This window comes from Pseudozobellia thermophila (genome assembly GCF_900141855.1).
Classification (GTDB): domain Bacteria; phylum Bacteroidota; class Bacteroidia; order Flavobacteriales; family Flavobacteriaceae; genus Pseudozobellia; species Pseudozobellia thermophila.
On record NZ_FQYU01000006.1, the window covers coordinates 236,297 to 251,390 of the forward strand.

Sequence of the window (15,094 nt, forward strand, 5' to 3'; positions counted from 1 at the left end):
TGAAGAAATGAAACCTATTTTATGTGCCATAGCCGTCCTCGTAATTTCACTTATGTCTTTGGAAAGTTGCAAGTCCAAAGAAAAACAAGGCCTTGAGGCAGGGGAGGAAACCTTGGCTTCGGCAAGCGAAAGAGTGACGTTTACGTATCGGGAAATTACCGGTATCGGAAAAGATTCCCTGTACAACAGGCGCGATAACAGCGACATTATCAAGGTCGGGGATACCTACTATATCTGGTACTCACGTATGGATAGTCCGATAACCGCAGGGTATTGGGCAACCATTTGGTATGCGACCTCAAAGGACGGTGGCCATACCTGGGAGGAACAGGGCATGGCTCTGGACGTAGGTCCCGATGGGGCCTTTGACCATAGCTCGGTATTTACCCCGAACATTTTGGTGAGGAATGGAAAATACTACCTCTATTATACCGGGGTGAAGCCCACACCGGGAAATCGGGACAAGGTATTCGAAAACAATTCGGAGAATGATTTTACGGCCATAGGGCTGGCCGTTGCCGATAGTCCGGACGGCCCGTTCAAACGGGTTGAAAACAATCCTGTGCTGAAGGTAAGTCCCAATAAGGAAGCTTTTGACAGCTACCGTATCGACGATGCCAGTCTGATGGTAATCGATGGTAAAATCGCTTTGTACTATAAGGGCAGGTCGCTCATTGACGGCGAAAAGGGGCCGGGCCTTACCAAAATGGGCGTGGCCTATGCCGAAAGACCGGAAGGCCCTTTTGTGAAGCACGGGGAAGCCCTGCAGGACAAGAGCCACGAAGTACTGGTTTGGAGAAAGGGCAAGGGGGTGGCCACCTTGGCATCGATAAGCAAAACGCTCCGTTATGCCGAAGACGGGATGCACTTTTCCTTGCTTCAAGATAGCTTGGCGAACATTCCCAAGGCACCGGGCCTATACCGGCCCCATCTGGAAAACGGCAACCCCGAGATCGAGCCCCCGGGTTGGGGCGTTTCGATGAAGGTCGAGAACCGTCAAGCCTTTTTCGTCCGGTTTGAGATGATACCGGACTAAGTCCCGTCTTTTTTTAGCTTTGGCTTCGGGGGCCGTTTTTTAATTTCCCGTACAAAGTGACCGATTTGCCCACGGAATTTTTTAAAGTAAAATCCGGTGCTTTTTCCCTAGGTTCAGAGGCCTGTCCAGTACTCCGGAATCTTCTACACTTTTAATGCTTGCCGAATAGACCCGATTGTTTCTTCGGTGAATTTGACCGCACCTGCTTTTCGCCGTACATCGAATAGGGCATCCAATTCCCCTACACTTCCATTTTTTATATGGTATTATTCGGCGATAACTTCTGAAAGTACCTGTTTGAAGGTATCAACAGGCTGTGCTCCGGTAATGGCGCTTTTTCGATTGAATACGATGGTAGGAACCGAATTGACCCCCAGGTTCTTCCAGTATCCTTCTTTGCTCCTTACGTTGTACCGAGCCTCCTCCTTATCCAGTTCGGCCAGTGCTTCCTCGGCATTCAAGCCCACATCCAACAAGGCCTGTTTTAACACATTTCTGTCAGAAACATCTTTTCGCTCGCTAAAGAAAGCCGTGGTGAGCCGCATGTTCAATTCCGTCTGTTTGCCAAAAGCTTGGGCATATTCCAACAGAACATGGGCATCGAAGGTGTTTACCATCCGCATTTCATCAAAATAATCGAATGTAAAACCGAGTTCTTCGCCCATTTCGGCCATACGTTGCTGCGATTCTTTTTGCTGTTCTATGGTAGATCCATATTTTTGGGCAATATGCTCCGTTACATTCTGGCCTTCGGCAGGCATATCCGGATTCAGCTCAAAAGGTTGCCATTCGATTTCTACTTGGTCCGTTATACCTAATTCCGAAATGGCTTTTTCCAGTCGTTTGTAACCAATGGTGCACCAAGGGCATACCACATCGGATACGATATCTATTTTTAGTTTTTCTTTCATTTTAATAGGATATGGATTCACTGATCTGAAGCTCGCCCCTAACATTGCTATAGTTTTTAACGTCCGCCGCAAATGTTGCCGCGTGCGGACCGAAAGAAGCTTGAAAAGAAGCGATATCATCGAACTTTAAATGGGCTATTGCCACATAGGGGGCTGGTTCGCCTTCGCCCCTGCCGGCCATGCCCAAATCCAGTTCCATGCCTTTTAAAGCACTGCCCAATAATTCTGAAACCATGGGCAAATGCTTGTTTTTATAATACTCGGCATTAAACTTAACGTCTTTGCCGTTCGGGTACATCACCGATACTTTTATCATATTTCCAATTTTTTATAAGCAAAACCTTCCGAATAAACGGAAGGTTTACCGTCATCCATCAACCTGTAGGTTTCGAAGTTACGAAACTACATTCTCTTTTGACCATGCAAACTTTTTAAAGCCGGCATCCACGGGGGTGTTGGCGATATGGTTTACATAATTGCTTATTGTTTTTTGCGATAGGCCCAAAATAATTTCCAGTACTTGGGCCTCGCCATAACCCGCCGCGTAAAAGGCGTCCAGATCTTCTTGGCTTACGTGCCCACGGTTTCTGACTATGGTCAATGTCATGGTGCGCAGGGCCTCCAACTTGGGGTTTTCAAGAGGGGTTTCGTTGCGCAATGCCTCTGTAATGGCATCGTCTACCTTCATCATTTTGGCGATTCCCGTGTGGGCCGGAACACAATAATGGCATGCGTGCTCCACATTAATGGTCTGCCATACGACGGTCAGTTCTTCTTCGTTGAAGGAAGTTTGGGTAAAGAGCTCGTGTAAGGTTTGATAGGCCTCTAAAATTTTTGGCGCCCCGGCCAAAACGCCGTGCAAACCGGGAATCATCCCATAGGCCTTTTGCGATTTTTCCAATAATTGCTTGCTTCCTTCGGGAGCTGTCTCGATGTTGTGGACTTGTAACGTTGTCATGATTTTCTTTGTTAAAAGGATTAATGTTAAATATTTCTAAACAATCGTTTAGTTTTAGGTTAAAAAAAATGGTTAAAGGTTTTTAAAGGTCATTTCTATGTAATCTTCGATTTCTTGTTTTGTATTTACCCTCGATGCGGCGGCCAAGCCGTGTTTGGCCAAAAGTAGGTAGTTGGCTTCCCTTATGATGGTGTCCTCGTCCTTGGTCTTATCCATTTTGAGTTTTTCGATAATCAGCTTTTTAAGCTCGGCCATAAATGAATTGACCTGTTCCTTGATTACTTGGTCTTCAATTTCAGAAAACTCGTTATAGGTATTCGTAATAAAACACCCCTTAACATTGTCGTCTTTAAAATTGGAACTTACGGAATCGTAGAAAAATTGTTTGATATCGGCTATCCCCTTGTTGGCATTTTTGAGCTTTTCCAATAGAACCCTGACCCTTGTTTTATAGCGTTCGAGGCATTGAAGGAACAAGCCGTGCTTACTGTCAAAACTGGCATAGATAGAAAATTTGTTGATGCCCATTTCCTTTTCGAGCATCTGCATAGAGGTATTTGTATAGCCATTTCTCCAAAAAAGGTTCATGGCCTTCTCTACCACCTCGGCTTCGTCATATTGCTTTTTTCTTGCCATTGCTTAGAACTACACCACAAAACTAAACAATTGGTTAGATATAGTATCCTGTTTAACAAATTTTTGGGGTTTGAGGGGGAGACTTCCTGTGTATCAATCCATAATAAGATCGGGCAAGAACAAGGATATCTCCGGAAAAAGGGTGACCAAGGCCAAGATGATCAAACTGACCGCCAAAAAGGGGAGTCCTGCCTTGCTTACCGACCCGATCGATACCTTGCCGATGCTGGAGGAGACGAACAGGCAAATACCCAAGGGCGGTGTTGTGAGTCCGATCATCAGATTCAATAGGGCAATGACGGAAAAATGAATGGGGTCGACCCCGACGCCCATCGAAACCTTGAGCAAAATAGGGAAAAGGATCAGCAAGGCGGCAATGGTTTCCATAAAGGTACCCACAAAAATGAGCAACAGGTTGATCAGCAGCAAGACCACATATTTGTTCTCCGAAAAGTTGAGAATTTCGTTGGAGACCAATTGGGGCATTTGTTCCGTAATAAGGATCCATCCGAATAGATTGGCAAAGCCCACCAAGACCATAAGTGAGGCCGAGGTCTTCATTGAATCCAAAACCAAAACCCATATGTTTTTAAGGGAGAGTCTTTTGTAGACAAAAATACCGATCAACAAAGCGTAGGCTACCGCTATGATCGATGCTTCCGTAGGAGTGAATATTCCACCGATTATGCCGAACAGGATAATGAGGGTCATCAACAGGGCCCAAAAGGTGTCGACGAAGCCCTTGGCTATTTGTCGAAAGGAGCTCCTTTCGTGTTTGGGATAGTTGCGTTTGCGTGAGAGGTAGTAGGTGACGGCCATTAGTCCTGCCCCGAGCAATAGGCCCGGTAAGGCTCCCGCCAAAAAAAGTCGGCCGACCGAGAGTCCGCTCAAGGTAGCGGCGATTATCATGGGCACGCTGGGCGGTATAATGGGGCCTACGGTCGATGAGGAGGCAGTTATGGCACAGGCAAATGAGGGATCGTAGCCTTCTTTTCTCATTGCGGGTATCAGTACGGATCCCAAACTGGCCGTATCGGATATGGCGGTTCCCGAAATCCCGGCAAAGAGCATCGATGCCCCTATGTTGGCCAGGGCCAGTCCCCCTCGAATATGGCCCAGCAAATGGTTGCAAAAAGCAATGATTTTCTCCGTTAGGCCCCCATAGTTCATCAGATTGCCGGCCAAGATAAATCCGGGTATACTGAGCAATACAAAAACGTCGATGCCGGAGTAGAGTTTCATGGGCAAAACGATCAAGGGAATGCCCTTGGCAATCAGGTAGGCCAAGCACGAAATGCCCAGCGAAAATGCTATTGGAAAGCGCAAAACAAGACAGACGATAAAGACGATAAACAGTAACCAGATCATTTTTTTCTACGGATTGTTTTAAGGAGTTCGAGCCAGGTGTACAAGCAGATGGAGCAGCCTAATACAACGGTGCTGACAAAGGGAACGGCCATGGGTATGCCCATGCTGGGTGCGCTTTCGTCAAACCCGTTCAAGGTAAAGATGCTGCCATAAAACGCACAGGTGGCAAAGAGTACGAATACCGTCAGTTGGGTGATAATGTCGAGGTATGTTTTGGCCTTAGGGCCCAGATACTGGTAGAGCAGGTCGAAATTCACATAGTAATTGCCCCTTACGGCCAAACCTGCGGCAAAACCCACCGCATGGATAAAAAAGACCCTGGCGGCCTCCTCCGTCCATGGCGGTGCACTTTCCATAAAAAACCGGGCATATACCTGGATCAAGGTGCAGACTATAAATCCCATGGTGCTGAAAAGCGTACCGAACTTGAGTATTTTGGCAATAAATTTCATGGCCTCCTAGACTTTAGGTTCGAAACGATGTCGTTGTATATCGCTTGCATTTCGGGCGAAAGACTTGAAAAGATGGCCTCCCTGCTGGCCAGGGCAAAGGCTTCTTTGTCGACCTCGACGAAGACCATGCCTTGGTCTTTGAGTTCTTGCTGAACCTTCTTTTCGTTTTCGACAAACAAGCGGTGTTCGTAGGCCTGCATGTCGCGGGCCGCCTCGAGGAATATTTCCTTCAGGTCGTCGGGCAATTTCTGAAATTGCTTTTCACCGATAACGGGGTAGGTCCAACTGACCACGTGGGCGGTAAGGTTTACATATTTTTGGACTTCCGAAAAGCCGGCGGCCCGTATCATGGCAAAGGGGTTTTCCTGGGCCTGTATGGTGCCCTGTTGCAGGGAGGTGAACACTTCGGAAAAGGCCATGGGGGTGGGCTTCGCCCCCAACGATTGCCAGGCCGTGATAAAGGAAGGTACATTGGGCACGCGAACGATAAGTCCCTTCAGGTCGTCAGGATGCCTGATGGGCCTGTTGGAAGTCAGGTGCCTGGGACCCCTTTGAAAATACCCGAGGGGCCGTAGGCCGATTTTGAGCATTGCCTCTTCCATTCTTTGGCCAATGGGGCCGTTGATAATCGTCTTCATGTCGACGGAATCCTTTAAGAGGAAGGGCAATTCGCAAAATGCGATGATTTCTTCCCAATTGTTCAAGACCGAACCTGTGGTCGTCATGTCGATTACCCCGGCCTGGATCAAGCGAATGGCCTCACTTTCTTTGGCCAACTGTTCCGAATGGTAGTTTTCTACGACGATCCGTCCTTTGCTACGTTCCTCCAAAATCTCCGAAAAATAGGCAAAGGCCTTATACCAAGTATGGTTTTCATTGACCAAATGACTGGCCCTGAACACGTATTCCGGTGACTTTTTCTCTTGGCATGAGGCGAGAAGAACAAAAAGGGCACCGACAAAAATCGCATAGGCAATTCTGAAAATTTTGCGGTCGGCCAGTTTTTTTTGGTTTAAACATTTGGTGTTCATCGAACGGGGTTGTTGAACTTATTTAGGTAGCCTTCCCAGTTGTCGGCCATTGTTGCTGTTAATACTATTATACTGAAGGATGACCCGAATTCAATAGCTGTACGTCGGGAACATTACATACTCCTTAATTCTTCTTTTGGGTTGGAAAAGATAAGAAATAAAATACTTTGATATTGCTGGCCCAACTTTCGCTTTAGAATGGAAAATGCCTTGGTGATCTGGGCTTCCACGGTCTTAATGGAGACGTTTAAATAATCGGCGATCTCATTGTTGGTCAGGCCCTCTTTTTTACTCAATAGAAACACCTTTTGGCATTTGGGGGGCAGTTTTTGAATCTCGTTGTTTACAATTTCGATCATTCGGGTTAGGGCGTGGTCGTCTTTTTCCTCAACGATCTCATGGGCGTATTCGATATATTTTTGATGGAGCAGGAAAACGGCCCTGTTTTTTTGGTAATGGTTTAAAAATTCGTTGTAAACGCATTTGTACAAAAAGTTGCGTATCGAAAAATCGGGATTTAGTTTTTTTCTTGCCTTCCACGTTTTGATGAACACATTTTGAACTATGTCCTGGGCGCTCGACTCTTCGTGGGTCAAGGTAAGGGCGTAGGCATTTAAGGGGCGGTGGTACTTTTGCAATAAAAACATATACGCCTTTTCCTCACCTATGATCAATTGCTCTATTAACTTCCGGTTATCGTTCAGGTTCATAAATATGTGTTTATTTCACAAATAAACAATAAAAATTATGCGATTATCAAAAAAAAATTGAAAAAAAGTTAGGGTATCGGAAATGTTGCTTGTATTCTATATAGAGAAACAAAGCAGATGGTACCCCAGGAAATCGAAAATTGCATCGTTAGGTATTTGACCCGGTCGGGAGGTGTCGACGATCTGAACCTGTTGGACGAATGGTTGAGGAACGAAGAAAACCAAACAAAGTTCAAAGCCTACGTTGAAACCCATTTTGCTATTACATTGGCCATGAACGATCCCAATTACGATAAAGTTAAAGATGAGCTGCTCAAGGAAATTAGAAAAGAGAGGAAGCCTGTTTCCCTATATAGGACCAAGGAATTTTTAAAATATGCGGCCATTGCCCTTGTATTTCTCGGTTTGGGGCTTTTGTTGAAAAGGGATGTTTTTAGACCAGGCGACCCGAACGCCATTGTTCCCAGGGATAACGCCATAACCCTGCAGCTCGGTAATGGCGAGGTTAAGATCATTTCCGAGGACGGCAGCTCGCAAGTCGTCAACGAAAAGGGCGAGGTAATAGGGGCCCAAAAAGGCGAGCAAATCGATTATACCGTTGCTTCCGACCATTCGGAAACCGACTTTAACACCTTGACGGTACCAAAAGGCAAACGTTTCGGCCTTGTCTTGTCGGATGGCAGCAAGGTGCATTTGAATGCGGGCAGTTCCATTACCTACCCTACGGTCTTTCACCGGGGCAAGGAGCGGAGGGTGGTCCTGGTAGGGGAGGCCTATTTTGAGGTGAGCCATGATAGCCTCAGGCGGTTCGTGGTTAATTCGCAAGACCTGGATGTGAAGGTGTACGGAACCAAATTTAACGTAAGCAACTATCCCGAAGATGAAGAGTACCAAGTGGTCTTGGTCGATGGGTCGGTGAGTATGTCCCAGGTAGGCGATGTCGATGTATCGAACAAGGAAATGTTCTTGGAGCCGGGATTCAAGGGAACCTTGAACAAGAGCGACAAGGAGTTCGACAACCAAAAGGTAAATACTTCGCTGTACACCTCTTGGATGCAGGGCGACCTGGTTTTTCGCAACGAAACCTTTGAGAACATTACAAGAAAACTCGAAAGGCATTATAACGTGGTGATCGTCAACAATAGAGAGGATATTGCCAAGGAACGCTTCAATGCAACGATCGAAACGGAACACGAAACCATCGAGCAGGTCTTTAACTACTTTAAAAAAGTGTATGACGTAGACTATGCCATCGTCGAAAACAAAATTATTATCAACCCATAAATGTTAGCGCCAATGAAAAAAAGAAAATAAACCAACTGAACAATGGCCCCGATGACCTAGGGGCAAAAACAAAAATCGGAAAATGGTGCAACATTTCCCGATTTAGTGAATGATCACACACTAGCGTAATCACGAATAAACACTCAAAATTATGAAAAAACCACCAAAGTCGCGGGGTAGTTTCCCGTGGCGTTCTAACTACGACCTAAAAATGAAGTTGTCGCTTCTGTTTTTCCTTACCATTGGCTTTTTGGTCCAGGCCAATCCGACCTATGCCCAAAAAACCAAAATAACCCTGGACAGGGAAAATACCAGTGTAAGGGAAATACTCGATGAGATAGAGGCAAAGACGGAGTTTAAATTTTTCTACCACACCAAATCGGTCGACCTGCAACGAAGGGTTTCGATCAAACTTAAGAAGGCCAGCATAGAGACCATCTTACGGAAGCTGTTCAAGGACGTCGATACCTCCTACGAGCTGGACGACCGTAAAATTCTTTTGACCCGAAACCCCAAAAAGGCCGAAATACAGATAAAGGCCAGTCCTTATTCCCTAGACCAACTCGACCAACAGGTGGTTACCGGAACGGTGACCGATACCGGTGGGCTGCCGCTTGCGGGAGCGAACATTGTTGAAAAGGGAACACTAAATGGCACCCAGACCGACTTTGACGGGAATTTCTCCCTTAAAGTGAGCGATGACAATGCCGTATTGGAGGTCTCCTACATCGGTTTTGCCAGCAAGGAAGTTCCCTTAAACGGGCAAAGCACCGTCTCCATTACCTTGGAGGAAAGTGCGGCAGGCCTCGAGGAAGTGGTGGTTGTGGGGTATGGGACCATGAAAAAGTCGGATTTGACGGGTTCGGTGTCACAGGTAAAAAGTGAAACCTTGGAAGCCGTCCCCGTTTATAATATGGAACAGGCCTTAAAAGTCGGGGCTGCCGGTGTCAGGGTTTCCCAAAATTCCGGAACACCCGGTTCCCGAATTGAAGTAAGAATACGTGGAGGCAATTCAATGATTGGGGATAACCAACCTCTTTATGTGGTAGATGGATTTCCAGTTACAGGGGGGATTGATTTTTTAAATCCTGCGGACATAGAATCCGTGGATATTTTAAAGGATGCTTCTGCAACGGCCATTTATGGTTCAAGGGGAGCTAATGGGGTGGTGATCATTACCTCGAAGCGAGGTGTTCAAGGGCAAGAAAGCAAAGTGGAAATTAATAGCTTTTTTGGGATGCAGCAGGCAATCAACCGCTATGATTTGCTTGATGCCAAGGAATATGCCATTGTCGCCAATGAATGGTTAAAGAACGAGGGCCTTGACCCTTATTTTGATGTGGACGAAGTACAAAATCCTGGAACCGATTGGTGGGATGCTATCTTTAGGGTCGCTCCCGTACACAACCACACAGTAACATTTTCAGGCAGTTCCGAGAAGGGGAGGTATTCGATTTCGGGGAACTACTATGACCAAGAAGGTATTATTGAAAATTCTGGGGTTACTAGGGGTTCGGTTAGAATTAACCTAGATCAAGAACTAAAGAGCTGGTTGAAAATGGGATTAAACGTTCAGTTATCCAGAAATGAACGCAATTCAGTTCCGGTAGACAATGGAAACCGGGGGAACTCGATGCTTTCAGCGGCTGCATCGGCGCCTCCGACCTTGCCTCTGTACGATGAGCAGGGCTTGCCCACACAAATCGAACAGGCCTATAATTTCGGTTCGGCCGATATGCGGAACCCCTTGATCAGCACTTTTAGGAAAGACCAATCTTTTTCCAATAGTGTTTTGGCAAATACCACCTTAGATGTCCAGATTGCTCCTAATTTGTCGTTTAGGACCTTGTTGGGGCTACAATACAGTCATGGTAGAAGTGATTTTTTCCTGCCCGTGATTTATGACAATGACAGGGGGTCGGCTTCGGAAGGAAATTCTTATTCCAATTCATTCCTTACCGAGAACGTTTTAACCTATTCCAAAAATTTTAATGACACACATAGCTTAAATGTAATCGGAGGTGCGACATACCAAACAAGTGCATACCGCAGTTCAGGAATCAGCGTTAGTGGTTTTGCCAATAATATTACCGAAAACTTCAATTTGGCGGCAGCGGAAACCGTGGGTAACCCTAGTTCCGGTTATTCGGATTGGACATTATCGTCTTTTTTGTCGCGAATAAATTATGCCTATGAAGGAAAGTATATGTTCACGGCCAGTATCCGAGCGGACGGTTCGTCCAGGTTTGGAGCTAACCACAAATGGGGTTATTTCCCTTCAGGGGCCCTAGCCTGGCGCATATCGGATGAGAAGTTTCTAGAGGACAGCAAAACCATATCCAACCTTAAATTGAGGGCAAGTTATGGTATTACCGGTAATACGGCCTTAAGCCCCTATCAGTCACTTGATCGTTTGAACTCCGTAAAATACATATATGGAGGGCAAACGGATGTTATAGGTTTCTATCCCACAGGTATTGCAAATAGTGATCTAAAATGGGAAACTACAGGGCAACTTGATGTCGGTTTTGATCTTAATCTCTTCAATGACCGCATAAGAGTTGTGTTTGATTATTATAAGAAGAATACCAAGGACTTACTTGCATCGGTACCTCTCCCCCCTACAGTAGGGTTTGGGTCGATACTAAGAAATTTAGGGGAAATACAAAATAGCGGTATTGAATTTAGTTTGGATGCCGATATTGTCAGGACAGAGTTCAAATGGAGTGCTTCCGGCCAAATTTCGGCCAATAGAAACAAGGTAATCGAACTTGCAGGGGACAGTGATATCTTTGGTTCTGAACAAAGCGCGGTATGGCCGAGCGCAAACATCGCCCGGGTCGGGGAGCCCTTGGGGGCTTTTTATGGCCTGTTGGAAGATGGTCTTGATGATGACGGATTTATAAAATATCAAGATGTCAGTGGGCCCGACGGAGTGCCCGATGGCATTGTCAATTCGCTCGACCGGGTGATATTGGGCAGTTACCATCCTGATTTTATATACGGCCTTACCTCTAATATGAGCTATAAGGGAATCGAGTTAAACCTTATTTTGGAAGGGGTTCAGGGAAATGAACTTTTCAACGCCACAAATGGAACGCATCTCAATTCCTTTCAAAGGGGAAATAATCAATTTAGGGATATTATTGGGAATTATTGGACGGAGGAAAACCCGGACCCCAATGCCAAATATCCTAAGATAAGTAGCGCAACACAAATTACGGTATCCGATAGGTTTATTGAGGATGCAAGTTACTTGCGACTCAAATCTATGAGATTGGCCTATAACCTTCCTTTGGACCAAGTTGGATTGAGGTCGTTCGACCAAGTTCAGCTCTACATTTCGGGCACTAATTTATTTACTATTACCAACTATACGGGAATCGATCCGGAAGCCAATACAAGAGGGACGGATTCTAGTAATGTTGGAGACAGACTTCGTTTTGGTCATGACCAAAGTAGTTATCCGAGTGCTAAAATCTATGCTATAGGTATGAAACTAAGATTTTAATCGAAATAAAAAAGCAATGAAAAATATAATAATAACTATAATAATGGCAGTGTGTTTTGCTTCTTGCGAAGACACATTGGAAGAAGTTCCAAAAGATTTTGTCTCCAAGGCAAATTTCTATAAAAATGCGGATGATGCCGAGGCGGCCATAGCAGGTGCTTACGCAGGGATGCAGAACGATTTTTTTGGAATCACCAATTATCTAATGACCGAACTGCACGGGGATTATCTCTTTGGAAGGGGTTCCCAAGCGCCTATAACCATTTGGGATCAAATTCTCAACCAACAGAATATAGGTAGGTGCGCTACAAACTGGTCGTCGTTTTACAATACGATCAATAGGGCGAATGCAGTCTTGGAAAACGTGCCCAATATCGAAGACATAGATGCTGGCGTGCGAGATCGAATTTTGGCTGAAGCTCATTTTCTTAGGGCCTTGTGTTATTTCGAATTGGTTCGGGGCTGGGGCCCAGTTCCGATCAAAACCTCCGAAAGTGTCGATCTAAGCGCTATCGAGGCGCCTAGGGAAGCTGAAAGCAAGGTTTATGAGCTCATTGTTCAAGATGGTTTGGCTGCGGAAGAAGGTTTAGGTGAGGTCGGAAGTGATACGGGAAGGGCCTCTAAATGGGCTGCCAAAATGTTGCTTGCCCATGTTTATCTTACGATCGAAGATTGGGATGCAGCTGCTGCCAAGGCCGAGGATGTGATTAATAATGGGCCTTTTGAACTGATTACCGTGGAGCAGGCCGACGACTTCTATAAAATTTTTGCGGTAGATACGAGCTCTGAAGATATCATGTCGATGCATCATTCCGAAACAAAGGGCTCCACTATTCCCAACTATTTACATAGGGCCGGGAATATTCCGTACAACTATTCGTCCGGAGGTGTCTTTGCCTGGCTGCCCGATCCAAATTCCTTTATCGGTGACGAATGGGACGATAATGACCTTCGAAAGGATTTTAATCTCTATACGCAAATACAGAATGCCGAAGGCGAATGGATCCCGCTTCCCGATACGACCCCGATACTATTTAAAAAATTCATCACCAACACATCTGGACAAAGTGTGTATAGTGTTCCTATCTACAGATTTACGGAGGCCTTTTTGTTTTATGCCGAAGCATCCGCTATGGCAAACGGAGGTCCGTCTGCATTGGCGCTGGAACGGCTCAATATGATAAAGAGAAGGGCTTATGGGTACGACCCTGGTAGTGTATCGCCGGTTGATTATCCACCCGGTATGGGAAGTGAGGAATTCCAAAATGCGGTATTACAGGAAAGAGCATACGAATTTATGATCGAGCGTAGGCGTTGGTTTGATTTGAAGCGAACGGGAAAGGTTAAGGAAGCTTTCGCCGCCGCCGGAAAGAATGTCATAGACGAACGACTTCTATGGCCTATTCCGGAAGATGAGATAAATAATAATCCGGCAATTGGTCAATCGGATCAAAACCCTGGGTATTGATATAAGACGTTTGATCGGTTTTAATACAGGCTTGTAATCAAGCCTGTATTCTTCCAATTTCTTCGTCGACCGAGATATATAAAATAGAACCCTATGTTAATGTTGGATGCCATTTTTTATTTAAAATTTAGGATGCGCATTTTGAGTTTGCCATTTTTGGTATTTGGTCTATCGGCATTTTGTAGTGCTCAGGTTAAAAACGACAAAACCCCGAATATCATTTTGATTTTTCCCGATCAATTGCGCTCCGATTATGTGGGGGCTAAGGGAGGTAAATGGGTTTACACTCCGAACATGGACAGACTGGCAAATGAGGGAGCGGTCTTTACCAGGGCTTATAGTGCCACTCCTACTTGTCTTCCGGCAAGGGCGGCATTGTTGACGGGAAAGAAACCATGGAAACATGGACTTCTGGCCTATGCCCCGATGGCAACAAAATATAGCAACGAAATGCCACGGTTATTAAGGGATGCCGGCTATTATACGTTTGCAACCGGAAAGCTACATTTTAAGCCTATTGGAGCCGGGCCCTTGAATGTAGAATTAGGTGCCATTGATAATGCTAAGTTTATGCACGGTTTTCACGAGATTGCTTTATGTGAGGGCTGGGGACATCCACAAAATGCATACAATAAGTGGTTTAAGGACAAAGCTCCGGATAAAAATATTGATGGAACGGGTTTGGGGCCAACTGATCATCGCGCCGGCGTATATCCGTATGGGGAGGAGCTGCACCCGACCACATGGACCGCCAATCAGGCCATTGATTTTATAAGCGGTTATAACCGGAATGCCCCATATTTTCTCAAAGTGGCCTTCCATCGACCACACCCGCCATTTGATCCGCCGAAAAGATGGTTGGATTTTTATAAGAAAAGAGATCTTCCATTGGCTGCCGTGGGCGATTGGGCCGATGAAAAATATGGTGGGTTCAATAAGGTTCCCGATATAGGGGAGCAGCAAAATTCACCCAGAGGTAATTATGGAGATAGTGTCGTTCGCCGTTCTCGAGAGGCCTATCTGGCATCGATAAGTTTTATGGATGAACAGATTGGGAAAATACTAAGGGCATTGGAAGAATCGGGAGAACTTGAAAATACGCTCATTTTGATTTCTTCCGATCATGGTGACATGATGGGCGACCATCATTTATGGCGCAAATCATATCCCTATGAAGGCTCTTCGAGTGTGCCAATGATCGTTCGATGGCCAGAAAGTATAGGAATCGAGGCCGACCGGGGCCAGGTAATCGAAAACTTGGTGGAATTAAGGGATGTTCTTCCCACTTTTTTGGAGGTGGCCCAGATTTCTCCGCCGACCGATTTGGATGGCTTGAGCCTATTGAACCTTATCAAGGGTGAAAGGGATAATTGGCGCAAAACCCTAGACCTTGAACATGGTACTTGCTATTGGCCTGAAAATAACTGGACAGGATTGACCGATGCTCAATATAAATACATCTATTTTGCCACAACAGGGGAAGAACAGCTTTTTGATTTGGAACAAGACCCCAAAGAAATGTGCGATTTGGCAAAGAAGAAGGAGTACAAAAATACGCTCCAAAAATGGAGGCGGAAAATGGTAGACCATTTAGCTGAACGTGGCGAACCTTGGGTAGTGAACGGTGAGTTGGGGCTACGAACAGAGGAAATCAAATTCAGCCCCAATTACCCGAAGGAATATTACCCAAGGGAAATCGTCACAAAATACTAACTATAAAAGAAATAAA

Annotated in this window: 13 protein-coding genes; 5 read left to right on the forward strand and 8 right to left on the reverse strand. The window is 45.6% G+C overall.

Going from position 1 to position 15,094, the window contains the following annotated elements:
- Positions 1 to 7 precede the first annotated feature (7 nt).
- Entirely contained in the window at positions 8 to 1,036 is a 1,029-nt protein-coding gene (locus BUB37_RS15435; RefSeq protein ID WP_094766752.1) for a family 43 glycosylhydrolase, read from the forward strand.
- 266 nt (positions 1,037 to 1,302) lie between these two features.
- Here BUB37_RS15435 and BUB37_RS15440 read toward each other — a convergent pair whose 3' ends face one another.
- From BUB37_RS15440 to BUB37_RS15475, 8 genes are all read right to left on the reverse strand, one after another.
- Positions 1,303 to 1,947, reverse strand: coding sequence for a DsbA family oxidoreductase (locus BUB37_RS15440; RefSeq protein ID WP_072994721.1), 645 nt, complete (start codon positions 1,945 to 1,947; stop codon positions 1,303 to 1,305).
- 1 nt (position 1,948) lies between these two features.
- On the reverse strand, positions 1,949 to 2,263 hold the full coding sequence (locus BUB37_RS15445) for an EthD family reductase (RefSeq protein WP_072994722.1): 315 nt from the start codon (positions 2,261 to 2,263) through the stop codon (positions 1,949 to 1,951).
- 78 nt (positions 2,264 to 2,341) lie between these two features.
- The gene (locus BUB37_RS15450; RefSeq protein WP_072994723.1) at positions 2,342 to 2,905 is read right to left on the reverse strand and encodes a carboxymuconolactone decarboxylase family protein; all 564 of its coding nucleotides are present in this window, start codon (positions 2,903 to 2,905) and stop codon (positions 2,342 to 2,344) included.
- A 72-nt stretch (positions 2,906 to 2,977) separates the two neighbouring features.
- Positions 2,978 to 3,541 (reverse strand): TetR/AcrR family transcriptional regulator, encoded by a 564-nt coding sequence (locus tag BUB37_RS15455; RefSeq protein ID WP_072994724.1) that lies wholly within the window; start codon positions 3,539 to 3,541, stop codon positions 2,978 to 2,980.
- Between the two features lie 93 nt (positions 3,542 to 3,634).
- Complete coding sequence (locus BUB37_RS15460; protein WP_072994725.1) at positions 3,635 to 4,909, reverse strand: TRAP transporter large permease; 1,275 nt, start codon at positions 4,907 to 4,909, stop codon at positions 3,635 to 3,637.
- Positions 4,906 to 5,361: a TRAP transporter small permease gene (locus BUB37_RS15465; protein ID WP_072994726.1), complete on the reverse strand. Its 456-nt coding sequence runs from the start codon at positions 5,359 to 5,361 to the stop codon at positions 4,906 to 4,908. Before BUB37_RS15465 ends, BUB37_RS15460 begins: the two co-directional genes overlap by 4 nt.
- Positions 5,358 to 6,392, reverse strand: a complete 1,035-nt coding sequence (locus BUB37_RS15470) for a TRAP transporter substrate-binding protein (protein ID WP_094766753.1) — start codon at positions 6,390 to 6,392, stop codon at positions 5,358 to 5,360. Before BUB37_RS15470 ends, BUB37_RS15465 begins: the two co-directional genes overlap by 4 nt.
- Positions 6,393 to 6,505: 113 nt before the next feature.
- Entirely contained in the window at positions 6,506 to 7,102 is a 597-nt protein-coding gene (locus BUB37_RS15475; RefSeq protein ID WP_072994727.1) for an RNA polymerase sigma factor, read from the reverse strand.
- Between the two features lie 117 nt (positions 7,103 to 7,219).
- On the opposite strand from BUB37_RS15475, the gene BUB37_RS15480 reads away from it, so the two are divergent.
- The 4 genes from BUB37_RS15480 to BUB37_RS15495 all read left to right on the forward strand — a co-directional run bounded on the left by BUB37_RS15480 (position 7,220) and on the right by BUB37_RS15495 (position 15,078).
- Positions 7,220 to 8,386 carry a FecR family protein gene (locus BUB37_RS15480; protein WP_072994728.1) on the forward strand — a complete coding sequence of 389 codons (1,167 nt, stop codon included), beginning with the start codon at positions 7,220 to 7,222 and terminating at the stop codon, positions 8,384 to 8,386.
- Between the two features lie 151 nt (positions 8,387 to 8,537).
- Complete coding sequence (locus BUB37_RS15485; RefSeq protein ID WP_072994729.1) at positions 8,538 to 11,897, forward strand: TonB-dependent receptor; 3,360 nt, start codon at positions 8,538 to 8,540, stop codon at positions 11,895 to 11,897.
- Between the two features lie 43 nt (positions 11,898 to 11,940).
- The gene (locus BUB37_RS15490) at positions 11,941 to 13,365 is read left to right on the forward strand and encodes a RagB/SusD family nutrient uptake outer membrane protein (RefSeq protein ID WP_170863176.1); all 1,425 of its coding nucleotides are present in this window, start codon (positions 11,941 to 11,943) and stop codon (positions 13,363 to 13,365) included.
- A 132-nt stretch (positions 13,366 to 13,497) separates the two neighbouring features.
- Complete coding sequence (locus BUB37_RS15495; RefSeq protein WP_072994759.1) at positions 13,498 to 15,078, forward strand: arylsulfatase; 1,581 nt, start codon at positions 13,498 to 13,500, stop codon at positions 15,076 to 15,078.
- The last annotated feature ends 16 nt before the right edge of the window (positions 15,079 to 15,094 follow it).

Excerpts from the sequence above, each read along its gene's own strand:
- BUB37_RS15435 (WP_094766752.1), top strand. The coding sequence starts at position 8 with ATGAAACCTATTTTATGTGCCATAGCCGTCCTCGTAATTTCACTTATG.
- BUB37_RS15440 (WP_072994721.1), bottom strand. The coding sequence starts at position 1,947 with ATGAAAGAAAAACTAAAAATAGATATCGTATCCGATGTGGTATGCCCT.
- BUB37_RS15445 (WP_072994722.1), bottom strand. The coding sequence starts at position 2,263 with ATGATAAAAGTATCGGTGATGTACCCGAACGGCAAAGACGTTAAGTTT.
- BUB37_RS15450 (WP_072994723.1), bottom strand. The coding sequence starts at position 2,905 with ATGACAACGTTACAAGTCCACAACATCGAGACAGCTCCCGAAGGAAGC.
- BUB37_RS15455 (WP_072994724.1), bottom strand. The coding sequence starts at position 3,541 with ATGGCAAGAAAAAAGCAATATGACGAAGCCGAGGTGGTAGAGAAGGCC.
- BUB37_RS15460 (WP_072994725.1), bottom strand. The coding sequence starts at position 4,909 with ATGATCTGGTTACTGTTTATCGTCTTTATCGTCTGTCTTGTTTTGCGC.
- BUB37_RS15465 (WP_072994726.1), bottom strand. The coding sequence starts at position 5,361 with ATGAAATTTATTGCCAAAATACTCAAGTTCGGTACGCTTTTCAGCACC.
- BUB37_RS15470 (WP_094766753.1), bottom strand. The coding sequence starts at position 6,392 with ATGAACACCAAATGTTTAAACCAAAAAAAACTGGCCGACCGCAAAATT.
- BUB37_RS15475 (WP_072994727.1), bottom strand. The coding sequence starts at position 7,102 with ATGAACCTGAACGATAACCGGAAGTTAATAGAGCAATTGATCATAGGT.
- BUB37_RS15480 (WP_072994728.1), top strand. The coding sequence starts at position 7,220 with ATGGTACCCCAGGAAATCGAAAATTGCATCGTTAGGTATTTGACCCGG.
- BUB37_RS15485 (WP_072994729.1), top strand. The coding sequence starts at position 8,538 with ATGAAAAAACCACCAAAGTCGCGGGGTAGTTTCCCGTGGCGTTCTAAC.
- BUB37_RS15490 (WP_170863176.1), top strand. The coding sequence starts at position 11,941 with ATGGCAGTGTGTTTTGCTTCTTGCGAAGACACATTGGAAGAAGTTCCA.
- BUB37_RS15495 (WP_072994759.1), top strand. The coding sequence starts at position 13,498 with ATGCGCATTTTGAGTTTGCCATTTTTGGTATTTGGTCTATCGGCATTT.